Annotated in this window: 19 protein-coding genes and 2 pseudogenes; 6 read left to right on the plus strand and 15 right to left on the minus strand. The window is 71.3% G+C overall.

From position 1 onward, the window contains the following. Positions 1-100 precede the first annotated feature (100 nt). Both ACZ6D7_RS07030 and ACZ6D7_RS07035 read left to right on the plus strand, forming a co-directional pair. Positions 101-1,609: an AlkA N-terminal domain-containing protein gene (locus tag ACZ6D7_RS07030; RefSeq protein WP_469484706.1), complete on the plus strand. Its 1,509-nt coding sequence runs from the start codon at positions 101-103 to the stop codon at positions 1,607-1,609. Positions 1,610-1,617: 8 nt separating this feature from the next. Further along, positions 1,618-2,100 carry a methylated-DNA--[protein]-cysteine S-methyltransferase gene (locus ACZ6D7_RS07035; RefSeq protein WP_469484708.1) on the plus strand — a complete coding sequence of 161 codons (483 nt, stop codon included), beginning with the start codon at positions 1,618-1,620 and terminating at the stop codon, positions 2,098-2,100. A gap of 17 nt (positions 2,101-2,117) precedes the next feature. On the opposite strand, the gene ACZ6D7_RS07040 is transcribed toward ACZ6D7_RS07035, so the two are convergent. Then, on the minus strand, positions 2,118-2,855 hold the full coding sequence (locus ACZ6D7_RS07040; RefSeq protein ID WP_469484711.1) for an SIR2 family NAD-dependent protein deacylase: 738 nt from the start codon (positions 2,853-2,855) through the stop codon (positions 2,118-2,120). Between the two features lie 78 nt (positions 2,856-2,933). Between ACZ6D7_RS07040 and ACZ6D7_RS07045 the strand changes: the two are divergent. Together ACZ6D7_RS07045 and ACZ6D7_RS07050 are read left to right on the plus strand one after the other, a co-directional pair. Then, a pseudogene (locus ACZ6D7_RS07045) lies at positions 2,934-3,038 on the plus strand (DUF2191 domain-containing protein); the annotation flags it as partial. A gap of 187 nt (positions 3,039-3,225) precedes the next feature. Next, positions 3,226-3,321, plus strand: a pseudogene (locus ACZ6D7_RS07050) (DUF2191 domain-containing protein); the annotation flags it as partial. A gap of 4 nt (positions 3,322-3,325) precedes the next feature. Here ACZ6D7_RS07050 and ACZ6D7_RS07055 read toward each other — a convergent pair. Further along, positions 3,326-3,826, minus strand: a complete 501-nt coding sequence (locus ACZ6D7_RS07055) for an NUDIX domain-containing protein (protein WP_469484714.1) — start codon at positions 3,824-3,826, stop codon at positions 3,326-3,328. A 114-nt stretch (positions 3,827-3,940) separates the two neighbouring features. Next, a complete protein-coding gene (locus ACZ6D7_RS07060; RefSeq protein ID WP_469484717.1) occupies positions 3,941-5,059 on the minus strand; it encodes an ADP-ribosylglycohydrolase family protein in 1,119 nt (372 codons plus the stop codon). Positions 5,060-5,281: 222 nt separating this feature from the next. Here ACZ6D7_RS07060 and ACZ6D7_RS07065 point away from each other — a divergent pair, with 222 nt between their 5' ends. Continuing rightward, a complete protein-coding gene (locus tag ACZ6D7_RS07065; protein WP_469485973.1) occupies positions 5,282-6,400 on the plus strand; it encodes a glycerate kinase in 1,119 nt (372 codons plus the stop codon). A 149-nt stretch (positions 6,401-6,549) separates the two neighbouring features. Here the strand turns inward: ACZ6D7_RS07065 and pssA are convergent, their stop codons facing one another. From pssA to ACZ6D7_RS07110, 9 genes are all read right to left on the minus strand, one after another. Next, positions 6,550-7,368 carry a CDP-diacylglycerol--serine O-phosphatidyltransferase gene (gene pssA, locus ACZ6D7_RS07070; protein WP_469485976.1) on the minus strand — a complete coding sequence of 273 codons (819 nt, stop codon included), beginning with the start codon at positions 7,366-7,368 and terminating at the stop codon, positions 6,550-6,552. 22 nt (positions 7,369-7,390) lie between these two features. After that, complete coding sequence (locus ACZ6D7_RS07075) at positions 7,391-8,047, minus strand: phosphatidylserine decarboxylase (protein ID WP_469484720.1); 657 nt, start codon at positions 8,045-8,047, stop codon at positions 7,391-7,393. Positions 8,048-8,218: 171 nt separating this feature from the next. Continuing rightward, positions 8,219-9,424, minus strand: a complete 1,206-nt coding sequence (locus tag ACZ6D7_RS07080) for an acyl-CoA dehydrogenase family protein (protein WP_469484725.1) — start codon at positions 9,422-9,424, stop codon at positions 8,219-8,221. 2 nt (positions 9,425-9,426) lie between these two features. Next, the gene (locus ACZ6D7_RS07085) at positions 9,427-9,939 is read right to left on the minus strand and encodes a MaoC family dehydratase (RefSeq protein ID WP_469484731.1); all 513 of its coding nucleotides are present in this window, start codon (positions 9,937-9,939) and stop codon (positions 9,427-9,429) included. Between the two features lie 5 nt (positions 9,940-9,944). Further along, positions 9,945-10,904 (minus strand): HpcH/HpaI aldolase/citrate lyase family protein, encoded by a 960-nt coding sequence (locus ACZ6D7_RS07090; protein ID WP_469484737.1) that lies wholly within the window; start codon positions 10,902-10,904, stop codon positions 9,945-9,947. Beyond that, positions 10,901-12,928 carry a protein meaA gene (locus ACZ6D7_RS07095; protein WP_469484743.1) on the minus strand — a complete coding sequence of 676 codons (2,028 nt, stop codon included), beginning with the start codon at positions 12,926-12,928 and terminating at the stop codon, positions 10,901-10,903. Before ACZ6D7_RS07095 ends, ACZ6D7_RS07090 begins: the two co-directional genes overlap by 4 nt. Positions 12,929-12,945: 17 nt before the next feature. Then, a complete protein-coding gene (gene ccrA, locus ACZ6D7_RS07100) occupies positions 12,946-14,289 on the minus strand; it encodes a crotonyl-CoA carboxylase/reductase (RefSeq protein ID WP_469484750.1) in 1,344 nt (447 codons plus the stop codon). A gap of 413 nt (positions 14,290-14,702) precedes the next feature. After that, positions 14,703-15,536, minus strand: a complete 834-nt coding sequence (locus ACZ6D7_RS07105) for a TetR family transcriptional regulator (protein ID WP_469485980.1) — start codon at positions 15,534-15,536, stop codon at positions 14,703-14,705. 118 nt (positions 15,537-15,654) lie between these two features. Beyond that, complete coding sequence (locus ACZ6D7_RS07110; RefSeq protein WP_469484754.1) at positions 15,655-17,460, minus strand: 3-hydroxyacyl-CoA dehydrogenase family protein; 1,806 nt, start codon at positions 17,458-17,460, stop codon at positions 15,655-15,657. Between the two features lie 426 nt (positions 17,461-17,886). On the opposite strand from ACZ6D7_RS07110, the gene ACZ6D7_RS07115 reads away from it, so the two are divergent. Beyond that, positions 17,887-18,462 (plus strand): adenylosuccinate lyase, encoded by a 576-nt coding sequence (locus tag ACZ6D7_RS07115; protein WP_469484757.1) that lies wholly within the window; start codon positions 17,887-17,889, stop codon positions 18,460-18,462. A gap of 4 nt (positions 18,463-18,466) precedes the next feature. On the opposite strand, the gene ACZ6D7_RS07120 is transcribed toward ACZ6D7_RS07115, so the two are convergent. The 3 genes from ACZ6D7_RS07120 to ACZ6D7_RS07130 form a co-directional block, all read right to left on the minus strand. Further along, positions 18,467-19,018: a GNAT family N-acetyltransferase gene (locus ACZ6D7_RS07120; protein WP_469485984.1), complete on the minus strand. Its 552-nt coding sequence runs from the start codon at positions 19,016-19,018 to the stop codon at positions 18,467-18,469. Between the two features lie 56 nt (positions 19,019-19,074). Next, positions 19,075-19,473, minus strand: coding sequence for a RidA family protein (locus ACZ6D7_RS07125; protein ID WP_469484760.1), 399 nt, complete (start codon positions 19,471-19,473; stop codon positions 19,075-19,077). A 73-nt stretch (positions 19,474-19,546) separates the two neighbouring features. Then, a complete protein-coding gene (locus ACZ6D7_RS07130) occupies positions 19,547-21,127 on the minus strand; it encodes an alpha/beta hydrolase (RefSeq protein ID WP_469484762.1) in 1,581 nt (526 codons plus the stop codon). Positions 21,128-21,228: the final 101 nt, after the last annotated feature.

The raw sequence follows: 21,228 nt of genomic DNA on the forward strand, positions 1-21,228 counted from the left end.
CGGACCGATGCTCCGACCGGCCCTTTCACGAGACGACCCCACGAAGGTCGATGTCGGATTCTCGCCAGCCCCGGCCGGTCCGGTCGTCGATGCTGGACGCATGCAGAACGGGATGCACACCGACCGGGACCGCTGTCTGCGCGCGGTGCAGTCGAAGGACGCGCGGTTCGACGGCTGGTTCTTCACGGCGGTCACGACCACCGGAATCTACTGCCGGGCGAGCTGCCCGGTCGTCCCGCCCAAGCCCGAGAACATGATCTTCCTGCCCAGCGCCGCCGCCTGCCAGCAGGCCGGCTTCCGCGCCTGCAAGCGCTGCCGCCCCGACACCAGTCCGGGCTCCCCGGAGTGGAACCAGCGCGCCGACCTGGTGGCCCGCGCCATGCGGCTGATCGCCGACGGTGTCGTCGACCGGGACGGCGTCCCGGGCCTCGCCGGCCGCCTCGGCTACAGCACCCGCCAGGTCGAGCGCCACCTCCTCGCCGAACTCGGCGCGGGACCCCTGGCGCTGGCCCGGGCGCAGCGCGCCCAGACGGCCCGACTCCTCATCGAGACGACCCGACTGCCCATGGCGGACGTGGCGTTCGCGGCCGGCTTCGCCTCCGTCCGCACCTTCAACGACACGGTACGCGAGGTCTTCGCGCTCTCCCCGAGCGAGCTGCGCGCCCGAGTCCCGAAGCACGGCGGCGCCGGCCGGGAGGCGCACACCGCCACCCCGGCCGCCCCCGGCACACTCGCCCTCCGCCTCCCCTTCCGCGCCCCGCTCAACCCCGACAACCTCTTCGGCCACCTCGCGGCGACGGGCGTACCGGGCGTGGAGGAATGGCGCGACGGGGCCTTCCGGCGCACGCTCCGCCTGCCCTACGGGCACGGCATCGTGGCCCTGACCCCGCACCCCGACCACATCGGCTGCCGGCTCACCCTCAGCGACCTGCGCGATCTCACCGTCGCCATCAGCCGCTGCCGGCGCATGCTCGACCTGGACGCCGACCCGGTCGCCGTCGACGACCAGCTGCGCACGGATCCGCTGCTCGCGCCGCTGGTGGACAAGGCCCCCGGCCGCCGGGTGCCGCGTACGGTCGACGAGGCGGAGTTCGCCGTACGCGCCGTCCTCGGCCAGCAGGTCTCCACCGCGGCCGCCCGTACCCACACGGCCCGTCTGGTCGTCGCGCACGGCGACCCGGTGGACGACCCGGAGGGCGGCCTCACCCACCTCTTCCCCACCCCCGAGGCACTGGCCGCCGTCGACCCCGAGACCCTGGCGATGCCCCGCACCCGCCGCACCACCTTCACCACCCTGGCCCGGCAACTGGCGGACGGATCACTCCACCTGGACGTCGACAGCGACTGGTCGGAGGCTCGCGCCCGCCTCCTCGCCCTCCCCGGCTTCGGCCCCTGGACGGTCGACGTGATCGCGATGCGCGCCCTCGGCGACCCCGACGCCTTCCTCCCCACCGACCTCGGAGTCCGGCGCGCCGCCCAGGAGTTGGGCCTGCCCTCCACCCCGGCGGCCCTCACCGCCCGCGCCGAGGCCTGGCGCCCCTGGCGCGCCTACGCGGTCCAGTACCTGTGGGCCACCGACAGCCACCCGATCAACTTCCTTCCCGCGTAAGGAACACCGTGAAGCAGCACACCGTCATCGACAGCCCCTACGGGCCGCTCACCCTCGTCGCCGACGACGGCGTCCTGTGCGGCCTCTACATGACAGACCAGCGCCACCGGCCGCCGGAAGAGAGCTTCGGCCCCCGCGACGACGGCCCCTTCGCCGAGGCGGAGGAACAACTGGAGGCCTACTTCGCCGCCGACCTCAAGGAGTTCACCGTCCCTCTCCACCTGCACGGCACCCCCTTCCAGCGCTCGGTGTGGTCCGCACTCCGCCGGATCCCCTACGGCGAGACCCGCACGTACGGCGAACTCGCCGAGGCCCTCGGCAACTCCGGCGCCTCCCGCGCGGTGGGCCTCGCCAACGGCAAGAACCCCATCGGCATCATCGTCCCCTGCCACCGCGTCGTGGGCGCCGACGGCGGCCTCACCGGCTACGGCGGCGGCCTGGACCGCAAGCGACGCCTCCTCGACCTCGAGCGGGGAAGCTCGCTGTTCTGACCGTCACCGTCACCGCCTCACGGCGTACCGGCGTCGGCCAGTCCTCGCAGCAGCCTCGGCAGTGCCGTCCCGATCGGCTCGCGGACGACGTCGTCGGCGCGGTCGTCGTACGGGGTCGGCTCGGCGTTGACGATGATCAGGCGGGCGCCGTGGTCGGCGGCGATGCCGGCGAGGCCGGCGGCGGGCTGGACCTGGAGGCTGGTGCCGACGGCGAGGAAGACCTGGGAGGCCTTGGTGATGGCGACGGCCTCGCCGAGGACCATCGGGTCGAGGCGCTGACCGAACATGATGGTCGCGGACTTCAGGATCCCGCCGCACACCAGGCACGGCGGGTCCTCCTCACCGGCCTCGACGCGGGCGACGGCGTCCTCCATGGGCCCCCGCGCATGGCACTTCGTGCACACGAACTCCCGGGCGGTGCCGTGGAGTTCGAGGACCTTACGGGCGGGCAGACCGGCGAGCTGGTGGAGCCCGTCCACGTTCTGCGTGATCACCCGCACGGGCACTCCCGACCGCTCCAGGTCCACGACGGCCCGGTGCGCGGCGTTCGGCTCGGCCCGCAGCGCGCGATTTCGGCGCCGCATCTGCCACGACTGCCGCCGGATCTCCGGATCACGCATGTAGTACTCGTACGTGACGAGCTTCTCCGCCTCCGGGTCCTTCCGCCACAGCCCGTTGGGGCCGCGGTAGTCGGGGATCCCGGAGTCGGTGGAGACACCGGCGCCGGTCAGGATGGCGACGAGAGGCTTGTGCATGCTCCCGAGCGTAGGGCGGGAGGTCCGGGCGCGGCGAACGGATATCCGGGTGCCCCGGACCGGTGCTACGGTCCCGCCATGGCAAAGGTCACCGTCTCCCTCGACGCCGAACTCGTCGTCGAGGTCATGGTCCTCTCCGGCGTGGGCAGCCCGCAGGACGCCGTCGAGCTGGTCGTCCGCGACTAGGGCCTGTCCGGCCGATCAAGTCGCAGGAAAGCGACGGTGCCTCGGTAGTGCCGGTGAGCGGGGTGTGGTGCGTGCAGCTGCAAGGCGGAGGAGGGCGTCGACGCGGAGCGTCGGCAACCGACGACAACGCCGCAGATGGGCGTGCCACACCCCGCGTCTGCGGCATGATCGGCCGGACAGGTCCTACATCGAGCGCGGCCACCGCACGGAGGCCCGGACCGCCGTACGCGACGAGGCGCTGCGCGAGGTGGACGTGCAGCCGCGCGACACCCAGGGCTGAGCGCTCAGGCCACCCGGTGGCCGTTCTCCAGCTCGGCCGTGCCCGACCCGTCCGCCAGCACGTCCAGGCCGGCCAGCACACGCCGGCCCAGCGAACCCGCCAGATGGTCGGTGATCTCCTCGGGCGCGACCATGCGCCAGGACAGCAGCTCCTCCTCCTGGAGCTTGATCTCCTTGAGGTCCTCCTCGCCGAGCACGCCACCGTCGTACAGGTACGCCACGAGCGGCGGGCGGCCCGGGCCGGTCACCCAGTCCACCGCGAGCAGCCGGCCGAGCGGACGGTCGAGGCCGATCTCCTCGAGCGTCTCGCGGCGCGCGCCCTGGCGCGGGGACTCGCCCTCGTCGGATTCGATCGTGCCGCCGGGCAGCGCCCAGCCGTCACGGTAGTTGGGCTCGACGAGCAGGACCCGGCCCTCGGCGTCACGGAAGAGCGCGGCGGAACCGGCCAGGACGCGGGGCAGGGAAGCGATGTACGCCGCGAAGTCGGAGGTGCTGGAAGTACTCATCCACGAAGGGTAACCAGACCGCGGGGCCGCTCATCGGACCGGTCAGGGCGCCCCGGGGCCCCGCGTGCCCCCGGCATCCGTGCCCCCGCGGTGTGAACAGCCGTCATACGCTCGTCAGTTCGCGGAGTGATCTTGTGGGTGCGGGTTGTCGCGGGCAGCCTCCGCTCCGGCCTCCGCCAGCCGTACCGTACGCTCCGCCAGCTCGCTGATCCGCACCCCGTCGAAACCGAACACCGCGCTGCGCACCGTGTCCTCCAGCGGGTCCTTCCAGTGGGCGGGGATCGCCGCCGCCCCCGCCATGACACCGGCCACGGACCCGGCCGTCGCCCCGTTGGAGTCCGTGTCCAGGCCGCCGCGGACGGTGAGGGCGAGGGTGCGGGTGAAGTCCCCGTCGCCGTACAGCAGCCCGGCGGTCAGGACGGCCGCGTTCGGGACGGTGTGGATCCAGCCGAGGCCGGCCGTCTCCCGCGCCAGCGTCGAGAGCGTGTCCTCCCAGGCCAGCCCCGTGTCGTGGAGGGAGACGACACGGCGTACGGTCCGCGCCAGCCGGCTGCTCGCCGGGACCACGGCCAGCGCCGTCTCGACCGCGTGGCGCACGGTCGGCGCGGTGAACGCCGCGGAGACCGTCGCCGCCGCCCACATCGCGCCGTAGACACCGTTGCCGGTGTGCGAGAGCACCGCGTCCCGGCGGGCCAGGGAGGCGGCGCGGCCCGGGGCGCCGGGGCACGTCCAGCCGTAGACGTCGGCGCGGATCAGGGCACCGATCCACTCCTGGTACGGGTTGTCGTACGTCGCGGTCAGCGGCGGTTTCAGCCCGTTCGCGAGGTTGCGGTAGGCGGCCCGCTCCGCGGTGAACGTCTGGAGATACGGCAGCCGCAGCAGCCACAGGTCGCCGACCTGCTCGGTGCTGAAACCGAAGCCGTGGGTCTGCAGCAGATCGAGGCCGAGGACGGAGTAGTCCACGTCGTCGTCGCGGCAGCTGCCGTGGACGCGGCCGCGCACGCAAGCGGGCCACTCCGGGCGCAGCAGCGCGCGGTCCTCCTCGGTGGGAGGCTCCGGCAGGTAGTCGGTGAGCGGCAGGGCGCCGGCGCGCCGCAGATAGCCGTCGATGCGCTCGCGCGTCCACACCTCGCCCTGCTCGACCGGTTTGCCGAGCATGTTGCCCGCGATCCGGCCCAGCCAGCCACCGAGCACGCGGTCGGCGAACTCCGGGTCCGTGCCCACAGGGGTCATGGCTCCGGTCTACCCGATTCCGGGGGCGCTCGCGCGGGCTTCGGGCGCCCGGGTGCCGCCCGCACAGCGGGCGCTCAGGGTTGGTCCAGGTGCGGGCACCGCATGACGGCGGGGGTGTCCGCCGGTTAAGGTCGCAGCGGCGCGACTGGCCCTGACGTGCGCGGGGCCCGGAGAGCAAGGGGTTGGAAGGTGGCGGACGCCGGAGCGCAGGGCACCCGACGGGTGCTCGTGGCCGCGGACAAGTTCAAGGGGTCGCTGACGGCCGTGGAGGTCGCCGAGCGGGTGACGGCCGGGCTGCGCCGGGCCGTACCGGATGTCGAGGTCGAGGCCCTGCCGGTCGCCGACGGCGGCGACGGCACGGTCGACGCGGCGGTCGCGGCCGGGTTCGAACGCCGGGAGGTACGGGTCGCCGGGCCCCTCGGCCACGAGGTCACCGCCGCGTTCGCGCTGCGCGGCGACACCGCGGTCGTGGAGATGGCGGAGGCGAGCGGCCTCCAGCGGCTGCCGGCCGGTGTCTTCGCACCGCTCACGGCGTCGACGTACGGCTCGGGGGAGCTGCTGCGGGCGGCGCTGGACGCGGGCGTGCGGACGATCGTGTTCGGGGTCGGCGGCAGCGCCACCACCGACGGCGGCGCGGGGATGCTCTCCGCGCTCGGCGCCCGGTTCCTCGACGAGGACGGGGAGCCGGTGGCACCCGGTGGCGGCGCTCTCACGGAGCTGGCCCGCGCGGACCTGTCGGGGCTGGACCCCCGGCTGTCCTCCGTCGAGCTGATCCTGGCGAGCGACGTCGACAACCCGCTGACCGGGCCGAAGGGCGCGCCGGCGGTGTACGGGCCGCAGAAGGGGGCCGCACCGGACGACGTCGAGGCGCTGGACGCGGCGCTCGCCCACTACGCGAAGGTGCTGGAGGCGGCCGTCGGCCCCTGGGCGGCGGAGTACGCGGCCGCGCCGGGTGCGGGGGCCGCGGGCGGCATCGGTTACGGCGCCCTCCTCCTCGGTGCCCGCTTCCGCGCCGGTATCGAGGTCATGCTCGACGTGTTGGGCTTCGCGCCGGCACTGGACCGGGCCGAGCTGGTGATCACCGGGGAGGGCTCGCTGGACGAGCAGACCCTGCACGGGAAGGCCCCGGCGGGGGTCGCCGCGGCCGCCCGGGCGGCCGGCAAGGAGGTCGTGGCCGTGTGCGGGCGGCTCGCGCTGCCGCCGGAGGCCCTCGGCCGGGCGGGGATCCGGCGGGCGTATCCGCTGACCGACGCCGAGCCGGACGTCGCCACGTGCATCTCCGACGCGGGGCCGATCCTGGAGCGGGTCGCGGAACGGATCGGCCGGGACTTCCTGACCTGACCCCCACCCCCCAGGGGCGCGGGGAACCGCGCGACGGCCACCACGGCGCCGCACCGAACCGCCGTCCGCCGCCCCCGGACAACACACAGAGAAGGGCCCCGGGTCACAGACCCGGGGCCCTTCTCTCTCGTATGGCATCCAGCGGAGCGCTACGGCAGCTGTGCCGCCCGCGCCTCGCGTCGGTTGTCGCGGAAGTTGTTCACCCGGCGGGCCGTGGCGAACAGCGGGATGACCGCGCCCATGACCAGCTGCAGCGCGCAGCCGGTCTGGAGGAGCAGCTGTCCGCTCGGGGCGTCGAACGCCCATGCGGCCAGCAGGCCCATCGACAGCACGATCCAGCCGAGCATCGCACCGGCGAGGCGCCCCCGCGGCTTCGGGTACTCGACCCGGCTCACCATCAGCCACGCCGTGCCGAGGATGGCGAGGAGCGTCGCCACGAAGGGCAGCTCCAGGAGCACGATCGAGACCACCGTCAGTGCGCCGAACGGCGAGGGCATGCCCTGGAACATGCCGTTCGGTGGGGTCACGCAGGAGAAGCGGGCGAGGCGCAGCACCACGGCCAGCAGGACGACGATCGCACCGACCGCCGCCACCCGCTGGTGCGCGTCGTCGGCGACCATGCCGTAGACCAGCACGAAGTACGCCGGGGCCAGGCCGAAGCTGATCAGGTCCGAGAGGTTGTCCAGCTCGGCGCCCATGGGGGAGGAGCGGAGCTTCCTCGCGACCAGTCCGTCGAAGAGGTCGAAGACCGCCGCGCAGAGCATCAGGATGACCGCCGTGGCCGCGCTGTGGCGGGCCATGCCGGATTCCTGGCTGCCGGTGAGGTGCGGGATCAGGATGCCGGTGGTGGTGAAGTACACCGCCATGAAGCCGCAGGTCGCGTTGCCGAGGGTGAGGGTGTCCGCTATCGACAGCCGGAGAGAGAGGGGCATCTCCTCCTCTTCGTCCACCTCGTCGGCCTCCGGCACCCAGCCGGCCTGTGTCTCCGGGTCAATCACGGTCAATGCGAGTCACCCCTGCCACCGTCTTCTGCCCGACCTCGACCGCGACCTCCACGCCCTCGGGCAGGTAGATGTCGACGCGGGAGCCGAAGCGGATCAGACCGATCCGGTCGCCCTGCTCCACCTTCGTGCCCTCGGGGATGTAGGGGACGATACGGCGGGCCACGGCGCCGGCGATCTGGATCATCTCGATGTCACCGAGCTCGGTGTCGAAGTGCCAGACGACGCGCTCGTTGTTCTCGCTCTCCTTGTTGAACGCCGGAACGAACCCGCCGGGGATGTGCTCGACCGACGTCACGGTGCCGGAGAGCGGCGCGCGGTTGACGTGGACGTTGAGCGGGCTCATGAAGATCGCGACCCGGGTGCGTCCGTCCTTCCACGGCATGATGCTCTGCACCACACCGTCGGCGGGGGAGATGACCCGGCCGGAGGCGATCTCGCGCTCGGGGTCACGGAAGAACCACAGCATGCCCGCCGCGAGAGCGGTGGCGGGCACGGCGACGGCCCTGGCGGCGCCCGAGCGACGGGCGCGGAGCAGGCTGACGGCTGCGGTGGCGACGGTCGGCAGGAGCCACGGCGATGCTCCGCGCGCGAGGCGTGCGCCTACCAGGCTGTCGCGGTGTGCAGAGGTTTGGCTGTGGGGCATGGATGACCTTCGTAGCGGATGATGCCGCGCTTCGACGGGGGGACGGCGGCTTTCCGGCGATCGTAGCGGTTCGGGGCCACAACTGGGTAAGTCAGGAAGCCGAGTCGGTTTGCGGGGCAGGTTGACGGGGTGTGATCTTCTTCTCGAAGAAAACACCCCCAACCCTGACATCTAGCCCTGGAACCGATACTCTTCGAGCAGTCTGCGGCCGATGATCATCTTCTGGATCTCGGCGGTGCCTTCACCGATCAGCAACATCGGGGCCTCGCGGTAGAGGCGCTCGATCTCGTACTCCTTGGAGAAGCCGTAGCCTCCGTGGATCCGGAAGGCGTCCTCCACGACCTCCTTGCAGTACTCGGAGGCGAGGTACTTCGCCATACCGGCCTCAAGGTCGTTTCGTTCCCCTGAGTCCTTTTTGCGTGCGGCGTTCACCATCATGGCATGCGCGGCCTCGACCTTGGTAGCCATCTCGGCCAGCTTGAACTGGATCGCCTGGTGCTGAGCGATCGGCTTGCCGAAAGTGTGACGCTGCTGGGCGTACCGGACACCGAGCTCGAACGCACGCTGAGCGACGCCGCAGCCACGCGCCGCCACGTTCACACGGCCCACCTCGACGCCGTCCATCATTTGGTAAAAACCTCGGCCCGTGACCCCGCCGAGCACGCGGTCTGCGGGAATCCGCAGGCCATCCATGATCAGTTCGGTGGTGTCGACGCCCTTGTAGCCCATCTTGTCGATCTTGCCCGGGATCGTGAGGCCGGGGCGGACCTCTCCGAAGCCGGGCTCCTTCTCGATCAGGAAGGTCGTCATCGACTTGTGGGGCGCCGTGCCCTCGGGGTGTCCTTCGTCACTTCGCACCAGAACGGCCACGAGGGACGACGTACCGCCGTTCGTCAGCCACATCTTCTGGCCGTTGAGGACGTACTCCTCGCCGTCCTTCACCGCCTTGGAGGAGATGGCGGAGACGTCCGAGCCGAGGGCCGGCTCCGACATGGAGAAGGCGCCCCGGATGTCGCCGGCCGCCATGCGCGGCAGGAAGTGGTCCTTCTGCTCCTGCGTGCCGTGCTGCTTGAGCATGTACGCCACGATGAAGTGCGTGTTGATGATGCCGGACACCGACATCCAGCCGCGGGCGATCTCCTCGACGCAGAGGGCGTACGTCAGGAGCGACTCGCCGAGGCCGCCGTACTCCTCGGGGATCATCAGGCCGAACAGGCCCAGCTCCTTGAGGCCGTCGACGATCTGCTGCGGGTACTCGTCGCGGTGCTCCAGCTCGGTCGCGACCGGGATGATCTCCTTGTCCACGAAGTCGCGGACGGTGGAGAGGATCTCCTGCTGGATGTCGGTCAGACCGGCGGTCTGGGCGAGTCGCGCCATGACTACTTCTCCTGCTCCTTGAGCTGGGGGCGGCCGGGCTGCTCGCCGCCGCGCTCCTTGATGTACGTCTCGGTCGGCACCATCACCTTGCGGCGGAACACGCACACGAGCGTGCCGTCCTGCTTGTAGCCCTTGGTCTCGACGTGCACGATCCCGCGGTCGTTCTTCGACTTGGAGGGCCACTTGTCGAGCACGGTCGTCTCGCCGTAGATCGTGTCGCCGTGGAAGGTCGGCGCCACGTGACGGAGCGACTCGATCTCCAGGTTGGCGATCGCCTTGCCGGAGACGTCCGGCACGGACATGCCGAGCAGCAGCGAGTAGATGTAGTTGCCGACGACGACGTTCTTGCCGAAGTCCGTCGTCTTCTCCGCATAGTTGGTGTCCATGTGGAGCGGGTGGTGGTTCATGGTGAGGAGACAGAAGAGGTGGTCGTCGTACTCCGTGACCGTCTTCCCGGGCCAGTGCTTGTACACCGCGCCGACCTCGAACTCCTCGTAGGTGCGTCCGAACTGCATCGCGCTCAGGCCTCCGGGATCTCGAACGTGCTGGTGCGCTTCATGCCGGCGGCGCGGCCCTTGCCGGAGATGACCAGGGCCATCTTGCGGCTGGCCTCGTCGATCATCTCGTCGCCGAGCATCGCGGAGCCCTTCTTGCCGCCCGCCTCGGACGTGTAGTAGTCGTACGCGTCCAGGATCAGCTCGGCGTGGTCGTAGTCCTCCTGCGACGGCGAGAAGATCTCGTTGGACGCCTCGACCTGGCCCGGGTGCAGCACCCACTTGCCGTCGAAGCCGAGCGCGGCGGCGCGCTGGGCGACCGCGCGGTAGCCGTCGACGTTGCGGATCTGGAGGTAGGGGCCGTCGATCGCCTGGAGGTCGTTGGCGCGGGCGGCCATCAGGATCTTCATCAGGATGTAGTGGTAGGCGTCCGCCGGGTAGCCGGGCGGCTGCTCGCCCACGACCAGCGACTTCATGTTGATCGACGCCATGAAGTCGGCCGGGCCGAAGATGATCGTCTCGATGCGCGGGGAGGCCTGCGCGATCTCGTTGACGTTGTTCAGGCCCTGGGCGTTCTCGATCTGCGCCTCGATGCCGATCCGGCCGACCTCGAAGCCCATGGTCTTCTCGATCTGGGTCAGCAGGAGGTCGAGGGCGACGATCTGCTGGGCGTTCTGCACCTTCGGCAGCATGATGCAGTCGAGGTTGGGGCCGGCGCCCTCGACGACCGTGACGACGTCACGGTACGTCCACTCGGTCGTCCAGTCGTTGACCCGCACGACCCTGGTCTTGCCCGTCCAGTCGCCCTCGTTGAGGAACTTGACGATGGTGTGCCGCGCCTCGGGCTTGGCGAGCGGCGCGCACGCGTCCTCCAGGTCGAGGAAGACCTGGTCGGCGGGGAGGCCCTGGGCCTTCTCCAGGAAGCGCGGGTTGCTGCCCGGTACGGCGAGACACGAGCGCCGCGGACGAAGACGGTTGACGGTCATGCGGGGACCTCCAGGGGGTCGAGCTTGTTCGCTTTCCGGATCTCGTCGACGATGCGGCCGATGATCCCGGTGATGTCGAAGTCCTTCGGGGTGAAGACGGCGGCCACACCGGCTGCCCTGAGCTGCTCGGCGTCACCATTCGGGATGATGCCACCGGCGATCACCGGTATATCTGTGGCACCGGCCACACGGAGCCTTTCCAGCACGTCCGGCACCAGCTGGGCGTGCGAGCCGGAGAGGATCGACAGGCCCACCGCGTGCACGTCCTCCGCGAGGGCCGCGTCCACGATCTGCTCCGGGGTGAGGCGGATGCCCTGGTAGACCACCTCGAAACCGGCGTCACGCGCGCGTACGGCGATCTGCTCGGCGCCGTTGGAGTGCCCGTCCAGGCCCGGCTTGCCGACCAGGAAGCGCAGCTTGCCGGCGCCGAGGTCCTTCGCCGTGAGGTCGACCTTGCGGCGGACGTCGGCCATGGCCGAGCCCTCCTCCGCGGGGACCGCCACCGGCGCCGAGGAGACCCCGGTCGGGGCGCGGAACTCGCCGAACACCTCGCGCAGGGCACCGGCCCACTCGCCGGTCGTGACCCCGGCGCGGGCGCACTCCAGGGTGGCCTCCATCAGGTTGCCGGTGCCCTGGGCGGCCTCCTTCAGCCGCTCCAGCGCCTTGCAGGGCCGCGGGTGGTTGAACGGCGGCTGGTAGCGGGTGTCGCGCCAGTGCTGGAGCGAGGCGACGACCCGGGCCTCGACGGCCGGGTCGACCGTCTGGATCGCCGTGTCGAGGTCCGCGGTCAGCGGGTTGGGCTCGGTCGTCTCGAAGATGTTGACGCCGATGATCTTCTCCTGGCCGGACTCGATCCGGGCCCGGCGCTCGGCGTGCGAGGAGACCAGCTGCGACTTGAGGTAGCCGGACTCGACGGCGGCCATCGCGCCGCCCATCTCCTGGATCCGGTCGATCTCCGCGAGGGACTCCTCGACCAGCTTCTCGACCTTCGCCTCGATCACGTGCGAGCCCGCGAAGATGTCCTCGTACTCCAGCAGGTCGCTCTCGTGGGCGAGGACCTGCTGGATGCGCAGCGACCACTGCTGGTCCCAGGGGCGGGGCAGGCCGAGGGCCTCGTTCCACGCCGGGAGCTGCACGGCACGCGCGCGTGCGTCCTTGGAGAGGGTCACGGCCAGCATCTCCAGGACGATCCGCTGGACGTTGTTCTCCGGCTGCGCCTCGGTCAGACCGAGCGAGTTGACCTGGACGCCGTAGCGGAAGCGGCGCTGCTTGGCGTCCTCGATGCCGTAGCGCTCGCGGGTGACCTTGTCCCAGATGCGGCCGAAGGCGCGCATCTTGCACATCTCCTCGATGAAGCGGACGCCCGCGTTCACGAAGAAGGAGATCCGGGCGACGACGTCACCGAACTTCTCGGCCGGCACCTGCCCGGAGTCCCGGACGGCGTCGAGGACGGCGATGGCGGTGGACATCGCGTACGCGATCTCCTGGACCGGAGTGGCGCCCGCCTCCTGCAGGTGGTAGCTGCAGATGTTGATCGGGTTCCACTTCGGGATGTGGGAGACCGTGTACGCGATCATGTCCGTCGTCAGCCGGAGCGAGGGCCCCGGCGGGAACACGTGCGTGCCCCGGGACAGGTACTCCTTGACGATGTCGTTCTGGGTCGTGCCCTGGAGCCGGGTGATGTCCGCACCCTGCTCCTCGGCGACGACCTGGTAGAGCGCCAGCAGCCACATGGCGGTGGCGTTGATCGTCATCGAGGTGTTCATCTGCTCCAGGGGGATGTCCTGGAACAGCCGGCGCATGTCACCGAGGTGGGCGATCGGCACGCCGACCCGGCCGACCTCGCCGCGGGCGAGGATGTGGTCGGAGTCGTAGCCGGTCTGCGTCGGCAGGTCGAACGCGACCGACAGACCCGTCTGGCCCTTGGCGAGGTTGCGCCGGTACAGCTCGTTGGACGCCTCGGCCGTGGAGTGACCGGCGTACGTGCGCATGAGCCACGGCCGGTCCTTCTGACGCTCAGTCATCTATGACCTCGGGTGTCTCAGATGTTGCGGAAGCGGTTGATGGCGTCGAGGTGCCGGGCGCGCATCTCCTCGTCGCGCACGCCCAGGCCTTCCTCGGGGGCCAGGCACAGCACGCCGACCTTGCCCTGGTGGAGGTTGCGGTGCACGTCGTAGGCGGCCTGGCCGGTCTCCTCCAGGGAGTAGACCTTCGACAGGGTCGGGTGGATCTTGCCCTTCGCGACGAGCCGGTTGGCCTCCCAGGCCTCGCGGTAGTTGGCGAAGTGCGAGCCGATGATCCGCTTCAGGGACATCCACAGGTAGCGGTTGTCGTACTCGTGGTTGTAGCCGGACGTCGAGGCGCAGGTGACGATGGTGCCGCCCTTGCGCGTGACGTAGACGGAGGCGCCGAAGGTCTCGCGGCCGGGGTGTTCGAAGACGATGTCCACGTCCTCGCCGCCGGTCAGCTCGCGGATGCGCTTGCCGAAGCGCTTCCACTCGCGCGGGTCCTGGTTGTGCTCGTCCTTCCAGAACTTGTAGCCCTCGGCGTTGCGGTCGATGATCGCCTCGGCGCCCATCGCCCGGCAGATGTCCGCCTTCTGCGGGCTGGAGACCACACAGATGGGGTTGGCGCCGCCGGCCAGGGCGAACTGCGTGGCGTAGGAGCCGAGTCCGCCGCTCGCGCCCCAGATCAGGACGTTGTCGCCCTGCTTCATGCCGGCGCCGTTGCGGGAGACCAGCTGCCGGTAGGCGGTGGAGTTGACCAGACCCGGGGCGGCGGCCTCCTCCCAGCTCAGGTGGCCCGGCTTGGGCATCAGCTGGTTGGACTTGACGAGCGCGATCTCGGCGAGGCCGCCGAAGTTCGTCTCGAAGCCCCAGATGCGCTGCTCCGGGTCGAGCATCGTGTCGTTGTGGCCGTCGGACGACTCCAGCTCGACGCTGAGGCAGTGCGCGACGACCTCGTCGCCCGGCTTCCAGGCGTTGACGCCCGGGCCGGTGCGCAGGACGACGCCCGCGAGGTCGGAGCCGATGATGTGGTACGGCAGGTCGTGCCGCTTGGTCAGCTCGCTGAGGCGGCCGTAGCGCTCCAGGAAGCCGAAGGTGGACAGCGGCTCGAAGATCGAGGTCCACACGGAGTTGTAGTTGACCGAGGAGGCCATGACGGCCACCAGGGCCTCGCCCGGGCCCAGCTCGGGCAGGGGGACGTCGTCGAGGTGGATCGACTTGCGCGGGTCCTTGTCGCGGGTCTCCAGACCCGCGAACATCTCCGTCTCGTCCTTGTGCACGGTGATCGCGCGGTACGACTCGGGGAGCGGCAGGGCGGCGAAGTCGGCCGGTGTCGATTCGGGCGACTGGATCGCGTCCAGGATGGCCTGAGTGGTCACGGTGTTGCCTCCGGCGATGAGCGCCCTGAGGGCGGGGCGCTGAGGGTTACGTCGGTGTGCTGCTGAGGGTTTCGGGAATGCCGTCGGTTCGGCGGGGGTGCTGTTCGGCAGCGCTTTGTGGCGCGGGAGGTTGCCTGTGACGCAGGCGTCCGGGCGCGCAAACCATGAGCTTGCGGGGACAGCCGGCGTACGAATGGTCTCTGCACGCCGGCCGCCCGGACATCTTCAACGTATGACACCGTGTGCCAGGTGGCAAGGCACTGAGTGCCAGGAATTGGGCTCAGCTGAAATCTTTACGTAACAAATGAGCGATGATCGATCGAACGGCCTCTGAAATCCGCGCGAAAAGGTGCCCTGACATGCCAAAACGGCCACCCGGTGGGGTGGCCGTCGTCACAACGGGGGTGGGCGCTTCAGCGCTCCTTGAGCGCCTGCTCGATGGTCCGCATGACCTCGTCCAGCGGGGCGTCGGTGCGGGCGACCGTCACCAGGACCTCGCCCTGGGCGGAGACTGCCGCGGGGGCCGGCCTGGTGGACGCCGCGCCGCCGCGCCCGGCCCCGATGCCCGTCCCGAAGGTCCTGCGGACGATCGCGAAGGCGTGGTCGAGCTGTGTCTCCACATCGCCCTGGCCGCCGGCCCTGAGCCAGCGCCGCAGCACGTGGTTGTGGGCGGTGACCACCGCGGAGGCGGCCACCTCGGCCAGCAGCGGGTCGTCGTTGGCGTCGTCGTCGTGCGCGTGCTCGTCGAAGTGGCCGAGGAGGTAACGGGTGAAGAGCCGCTCGTAGCGGGCGACCGAGGCGATCTCCGCCTCGCGCAGGGTGGGCACCTCGCGCGTCAGCTTGTAACGGGCGACCGAGATCTCCGGCCGCGCCGCGTACATCTTCATGACCTCCTTGATCCCGCGGCACACGGTGTCGAGCGGGTGCTCGTGCGCGGGCGCCGCGTTGAGCACCGCCTCGGCGCGGATCAGGGTGTCGTCGTGGTCGGGGAAGATCGCCTCTTCCTTGGAGCGGAAGTGGCGGAAGAAGGTGCGGCGGGCGACACCGGCCTGTGCCGCGATCTCGTCGACGGTGGTCGCCTCGTACCCCTTGGTGGCGAACAGCTCCATGGCCGCGGCCGCCAGTTCTCGGCGCATCTTGAGGCGCTGGGCGGCCGCGCGGCTGCCCGCGGCACTCTCCGGCGCGTCGGGCGTGGCTGGTGTACGTGAGGACCTGGCGGGCTGGGACATGACCCGAACGTACTGCATGTGCGCAGCTCGATGCGCCTGTCCGGGGTTTCCCCCGCCCGGTGCGGGCGGGGGTCCGCCGGTGGGGCCGAGCAGCCCGCCCCACTCCCGGTCGTCGGTGAACCAGCCGCCGACGCCGTCAGCGGCGGGCATATTCGCGGAAGCCACGGCCGGTCTTGCGGCCGAGGCAGCCCGCGGCCACCAGGTGCTCGAGGAGCGGGGCCGGCGCGAGGCCCGGGTCGCGGAACTCGCGGTGCAGGACCTTCTCGATCGCCAGCGAGACATCGAGCCCGACGACGTCGAGCAGCTCGAAGGGGCCCATCGGGTAGCCGCCGCCCAGTCGCATCGCGGCGTCGATGTCGTCGAGCGAGGCGTAGTGCTCCTGCACCATCTTGATCGCGTTGTTCAGGTACGGGAAGAGCAGCGCGTTCACGATGAAACCGGCCCGGTCCCCGCAGTCGACGGCGTGCTTGCGGATCCGGCCGCAGACCTCGTGCACCGTCGCGTGGACGTCCTCGGCCGTCAGCACCGTGCGGACGACCTCGACCAGCTTCATCGCGGGCGCCGGGTTGAAGAAGTGCATGCCGATCACGTCCTGCGGGCGCGAGGTGGCGCGGGCGCAGGCGACGACGGGCAGCGACGAGGTGGTGGTGGCCAGGACGGCACCCGGCTTGCACACCTTGTCGAACGTGGCGAACAGGTGCCGCTTGATCTCCAGGTCCTCGGCGACCGCCTCCACGGCCAGGTCGACGTCGGCGAAGGAGTCGTAGGTGCCGGCCGGGGTGATCCGCTCCAGGGTCTGGGCGGCGGCCTCCGCGGTCATCCGGCCCTTGTCGACCGAGCGGGCCAGGGACTTGCCGATCCGGGCCTTCGCCGTCTGCGCCTTCTCCTCGCTGCGGGCGGCCAGGACGACGTCGTAGCCCGCCTTGGCGAAGACCTCGGCGATACCGGAGGCCATGGTGCCGGAGCCCGCGACCCCGACGCTGCGGACGGTGCGGCCGGCGGTCCCGGTCCCGCCGGTGAGGGGCGTGAGGGCGTCCGGGACGACCGTGGCGCTGCCCGGCGCCTCGTAGGTGTAGAAGCCGCGGCCCGACTTGCGGCCGGTCAGCCCCGCCTCGCTGAGCTGCTTGAGGATCGGCGCGGGGGCGTGCAGCCGGTCGTGGGACTCGGCGTACATGGCCTCCAGGACCGTACGGGCCGTGTCGACGCCGATCAGGTCGAGCAGCGCGAGCGGGCCCATCGGCAGTCCGCAGCCCAGCCGCATCGCGGCGTCGATGTCCTCACGGGAGGCGTAGCGCGCCTCGTACATCGCGGCGGCCTGGTTGAGATAGCCGAACAGCAGCCCGTCGGCGACGAACCCGGGGCGGTCGCCGACCGCGACCGGCTCCTTGCCGAGGTCCAGGGCGAGGTTGGTGACCGCGCTGACGGCGGTGGGCGCGGTCAGCACCGAGGAGACGACCTCGACCAGCTTCATGGCCGGCGCCGGGTTGAAGAAGTGCAGGCCCAGCACCCGCTCCGGACGGGCCGACTCGGCGGCCAGCCGGGTCACGGACAGGGCGTTGGTGCCGGTCGCGAGGATGGTCTCGGGACGCACGATCCCGTCCAGCTCACGGAAGATCTGCTGCTTGATCTCGTACGACTCCGGCGCCACCTCGATCACCAGGTCGGCGTCGGCCGCCGCGCGCAGGTCGGTGGAGGTGCGCACCCGGGCCAGGGCCTCGGAGCGCTCCTGCTCGGTCAGCCGGCCGCGTTCCACGGCACGGGCGGTGGACGCCTCCAGGACGGAGACGGAGCGCGCGGTCTGGGCCTCGCTGATGTCGATGCCGATCACCGTGCGGCCGGCCTTGGCGAGGACCTCGGCGATGCCGGTGCCCATGGTGCCGAGACCGACGACGGCGATCGTCCGGAGCGGGGACAGAGAGGTGTCGGACAGGGGAGTGGCCATGGCGGGACTCCAGGAAGAGGGTGACGACTGGGAAACGCGCCCGGGTGCGCCGAGGGAGCCCTCGCGGGCCATGGCGCACCGGGGTGCGGAAAGGAGTGCGGGTGTTGTCGGGCTGCGAGCGCACACGCCCGGTGCCGGTCGCCGCGGGCGTGCACACGCCCGGAGGACGAACGGGGAGATCCGACCGGCCCTGTCCCGTGGCCGGGTCGTACAGCGGTACACGCGGTACCGAACCGACTTCCCCCACTGCCTTAACGGCGTGGGAGGTTCCACCATCACGACGGCTGCGTCACCAGGCCGCCGTGAGGAGGTGCTGCGAGTGGGTGACTCGCTCGTATGAGCTTAACCGGTGGGTAACGAGCGCGCCAGCCCCCGGGTTTGTGATGTAGGTCCCGGCGCCCGCGGGACACCCATAAGCTCGGCCTCATGGACGAGGAGTTGCGAGCGCTCACGGAACGCTTACGGCGGGAGTCGGGCGGCACGGCGGCGTACGAGCGGCTGTCGGGCCCCGTCGGCCACGACGAACTGGCGGCCGTGCTCACCGAGGCGGGGCAGCCGCTGTGGGTCCGGGAGATGGCCGCGTTCCGGCTGGGCCTGGCAGGCGACCGGCGCGCCTTCGAGGCGCTCGTCCTGCTGCTCAACCACCGCGACCCGCCGCGCTGCGCCTCCGCCGCCTACGCCCTGACCCGGCTCGGCGACCCCCGCACCGCCCGCGCGGCCGCCGCCCTGGCCACCAACGAAATGCGTGTCGCCTACGCCCTGCACCCCGTACGGCTCCTGGTGGAACTGCGTGCGCCGGAGTCCGTGCCCGCGCTGATCACGACCCTCCAGCGGCGGCTGCGGCCGCACGACCCCTACCGGCGGGTGGCCCTCGCCTGCGTCGACGGACTCGGCACCCTGGGGGACCGCCGCGCCCGGCCCGTGCTGAACGAGGCCCTGGCCCACCCGGCGCTCGCCGAGGCGGCCGTGCGGGCGCTGGCCCGGATCCCGGCGGGGCGCTGAGCCATCAGCCGGCGAGGTGGCGCACGTACCGCACCTCGGGCACCACGGCTCCCTCGACCTCGAAGGGCTCCTCGACGCCGTCGGCCCGGAACCCGGCCCGCTCGTAGAACCGGCGGGCGGGGGTGTTCCCCTTCAGCACCCACAGATACATACGGGACTGTCCCTGGGCCAGCCGTACCGACTCCTGGAGGAGGGCGTGCCCGACGCCGGTGCCGAGGTGGTCGTCGGCCACGTAGATCGCGTACAGCTCGGCGTCCCCGGTGCGGACTTCGCCGTCCCGGTACGGTCCGAGCGCCGCCCAGCCGACCACCGCGCCGGCCCGCTCGGCGACCAGGTTCACCACACCACTGTCGCCACCACCGCCGTCGCCACCACCGCCGTCGCCATCGCCGCCTTCGCCACTGCCGTCGCTCTGCCGGAAGAGGGCGCGGCGGCGCTCGGCGTCCTCGGTGACGCTGAGGGCGTCGAGGTACGACTGCGGCATCAGGCCCCGGTAGGCGCTCTGCCAGCCGCGGATCCGGATCTCGGCGACGCGGTCGCAGTCGGCGAGGGCCATGTCCCGCACGGCGATCGGGGCGGGCGCGCGGTCCGGGGAGGTCACTCGGCCCGAGGTCACTCGGCCACCACGGCGAACGCCTCGATCTCCATCAGGAACTCCGGGCGGACCAGCGCGGCGACCTGGACGGCCGAGGCGGCCGGGAGCCGGTCGTCGGGTATGTGGGCGGCGCGGGCCGCGCGGATCGCGGGCATGTGGGCCATGTCCGTGACGAAGTAGGTGAGTTTGACGACGTCGTCGAAGGTCGCTCCGGCGGCGGCGAGACAGCGCCGCAGGTTCTCGAAGACCTGGCGGGCCTGCGCCTCCGCGTCCCCCTCGCCCACCACCGCGCGGTGCTCGTCGAGGGGGAGTTGGCCGGAGACGGCCACGAAGCGGCCCGTGCCCGTCACCACGTGCGTGTACTGGGCCGCGGCGGCGACACCGTCGGGGGCGGCGATCCTCGTCAGCTCACTCATGCGTCCATGGTGGACCACGGGTCTGACAATGCCCCCGACGGGCCGGCTCCAGGTGGGCTCGGGCGAGCGGCTCTCAGCCGCGGAAGCCCAGCATGCCGTGGAGCGTCGCGCCGTGGGCCGTGCGCGAACCGACCTTCGCGTCCAGCGGCTTCGGGTCGGGCAGCGCCGCGCACTCCGCGTCGACCGAGCCGGTGCCGCGCGGCACCGTGCCGTCGGCGAGGTACTCCGCCAGGTGCTTGTCCAGGCAGGAGTTCCCGCTCAGCGTGATGCCGTGGTTCCCGCCGCCCCGCTCCACCACGAGGCTGGAGCCGCGCAGCAGCGCGTGGACGATGGCGCCGCCCGCGTAGGGTGTGGCCGCGTCGTTCGTCGCCTGGAACAGCAGCACCGGCGGCAGCTTGCCGTTGGTGATGTCCACCGGACCCAGCCGCTTCGTCGGCCAGAACGCGCACGGCGCGTTGTACCAGGCGTTGTTCCAGGTCATGAACGGCGCCTTCGCGTAGGCCGTCCAGTTGTCGGTGCGCCACTCGTCCCAGTTGCGGGGCCAGTGGGCGTCACGGCACTGCACCGACGTGTAGACGCTGTAGCCGTTGTCCCCGGAGGCGTCGACGGCGCCGAAGTTCTCGTACGCCTTGACCAGCGGGCCGCTCTCCCCGGTCTTCGCGTAGGCGGCGAACGCCTCGGCGAGGTAGGGCCAGTAGCCGTTGTAGTAGCCGCCCGGCAGGAAGGTGTCCTCCAGCTCCGAGGCGCCCACCCGCCCGCCCGCGGGCTTCTTCGCCAGCGCCGCCCGCATCGCGTACCACCTGGCCTCGATCCCCGCCGGATCCGTGCCGAGCCCGTACGCCTTGTCGTGCCGGGCGATCCACGCCATCAGGGCGCGGTGGCGGTCGTCGAAGGCGAGGTCCTGCGTCAGGTTGTCCTCGTACCAGACACCCGTGGGGTCGACGATCGAGTCGAGCACCAGACGCCGCACCCGCTCCGGGTAGAGCTTGGCGTAGACCGCGCCGAGGTAGGTGCCGTACGAGTAGCCGAAGTAGTTGATCTTCGGCGCGCCGACCGCCGCGCGGATCGCGTCCATGTCGCGCACCGTGCTCGTCGTGTCGATGTACGGCAGCACGCGCGCGTGCTTGTCGGCGCAGGCCTTCGCGAAGGACCGGGCGCGGTCGAGGTTGGCCCGCTCGATCGCCTCGGTGGCCGGCACGGAGTCCGGGCGCACGGTCTTGAAGTGGCCCGGCCTGCAGTCCAGCGCGGGCGTGCTCCGGCCCACCCCGCGCGGGTCGAAGCCGATGACGTCGTACTGCGCCGCGACCGCCTCGGGCAGCGCCGACGCGACGAACCCGGCGAGCGAGAGCCCTTTGCCGCCGGGGCCGCCGGGGTTGACCAGCAGCGGCCCCTGATAGGTCTTCGCGGTGTGCGGGACGCGGGACAGCGCCAGCGTGATCTTCTCCCCGCCTGGGTCCGCGTGGTCCAGCGGCACCTTCAGGGACGCGCACTGGAGCGTCGGCCGGTCCGCGGTGCCGCACTTCTTCCAGGTGAGCTTCGTCGCCCGGGCGGCCTGCGCGACGGGTGCCGGGCTCGCGTCGGCGGGCCCGGCGGCACAGGTCCCGGCCGCGACGACGACGGCGGCGGCGCACAGCACGGCTGCGCGTGTGTTCATGGAGTCCTCCCAGGACGGAGGTGGCCGGACCGCGTGGATCACGGCCCTCGCCGCATCGTCCCGGAAAGATCGTCCGGAAGAACCCGATCTGAAGATAGTTG

This window comes from Streptomyces sp. NPDC041784 (genome assembly GCF_055591025.1).

What these genes read in the sequence shown, in the direction of transcription:
- ACZ6D7_RS07075 (WP_469484720.1), bottom strand. Translation starts at nt 8,047, where the DNA reads ATGCCCCACAGCCAAACCTCTGCACACCGCGACAGCCTGGTAGGCGCA.
- ACZ6D7_RS07110 (WP_469484754.1), bottom strand. Translation starts at nt 17,460, where the DNA reads ATGGCCACTCCCCTGTCCGACACCTCTCTGTCCCCGCTCCGGACGATC.
- ACZ6D7_RS07130 (WP_469484762.1), bottom strand. Translation starts at nt 21,127, where the DNA reads ATGAACACACGCGCAGCCGTGCTGTGCGCCGCCGCCGTCGTCGTCGCG.
- ACZ6D7_RS07085 (WP_469484731.1), bottom strand. Translation starts at nt 9,939, where the DNA reads ATGCAGTTCGGACGCACCTACGAGGAGTTCGAGGTCGGCGCGGTGTAC.
- ACZ6D7_RS07055 (WP_469484714.1), bottom strand. Translation starts at nt 3,826, where the DNA reads ATGAGTACTTCCAGCACCTCCGACTTCGCGGCGTACATCGCTTCCCTG.
- ACZ6D7_RS07030 (WP_469484706.1), top strand. Translation starts at nt 101, where the DNA reads ATGCAGAACGGGATGCACACCGACCGGGACCGCTGTCTGCGCGCGGTG.
- ACZ6D7_RS07040 (WP_469484711.1), bottom strand. Translation starts at nt 2,855, where the DNA reads ATGCACAAGCCTCTCGTCGCCATCCTGACCGGCGCCGGTGTCTCCACC.
- ACZ6D7_RS07105 (WP_469485980.1), bottom strand. Translation starts at nt 15,536, where the DNA reads ATGCAGTACGTTCGGGTCATGTCCCAGCCCGCCAGGTCCTCACGTACA.
- ACZ6D7_RS07120 (WP_469485984.1), bottom strand. Translation starts at nt 19,018, where the DNA reads ATGGCCCTCGCCGACTGCGACCGCGTCGCCGAGATCCGGATCCGCGGC.
- ACZ6D7_RS07095 (WP_469484743.1), bottom strand. Translation starts at nt 12,928, where the DNA reads ATGACTGAGCGTCAGAAGGACCGGCCGTGGCTCATGCGCACGTACGCC.
- ACZ6D7_RS07090 (WP_469484737.1), bottom strand. Translation starts at nt 10,904, where the DNA reads ATGACCGTCAACCGTCTTCGTCCGCGGCGCTCGTGTCTCGCCGTACCG.
- ACZ6D7_RS07060 (WP_469484717.1), bottom strand. Translation starts at nt 5,059, where the DNA reads ATGACCCCTGTGGGCACGGACCCGGAGTTCGCCGACCGCGTGCTCGGT.
- ACZ6D7_RS07125 (WP_469484760.1), bottom strand. Translation starts at nt 19,473, where the DNA reads ATGAGTGAGCTGACGAGGATCGCCGCCCCCGACGGTGTCGCCGCCGCG.
- ACZ6D7_RS07115 (WP_469484757.1), top strand. Translation starts at nt 17,887, where the DNA reads ATGGACGAGGAGTTGCGAGCGCTCACGGAACGCTTACGGCGGGAGTCG.
- ACZ6D7_RS07080 (WP_469484725.1), bottom strand. Translation starts at nt 9,424, where the DNA reads ATGGCGCGACTCGCCCAGACCGCCGGTCTGACCGACATCCAGCAGGAG.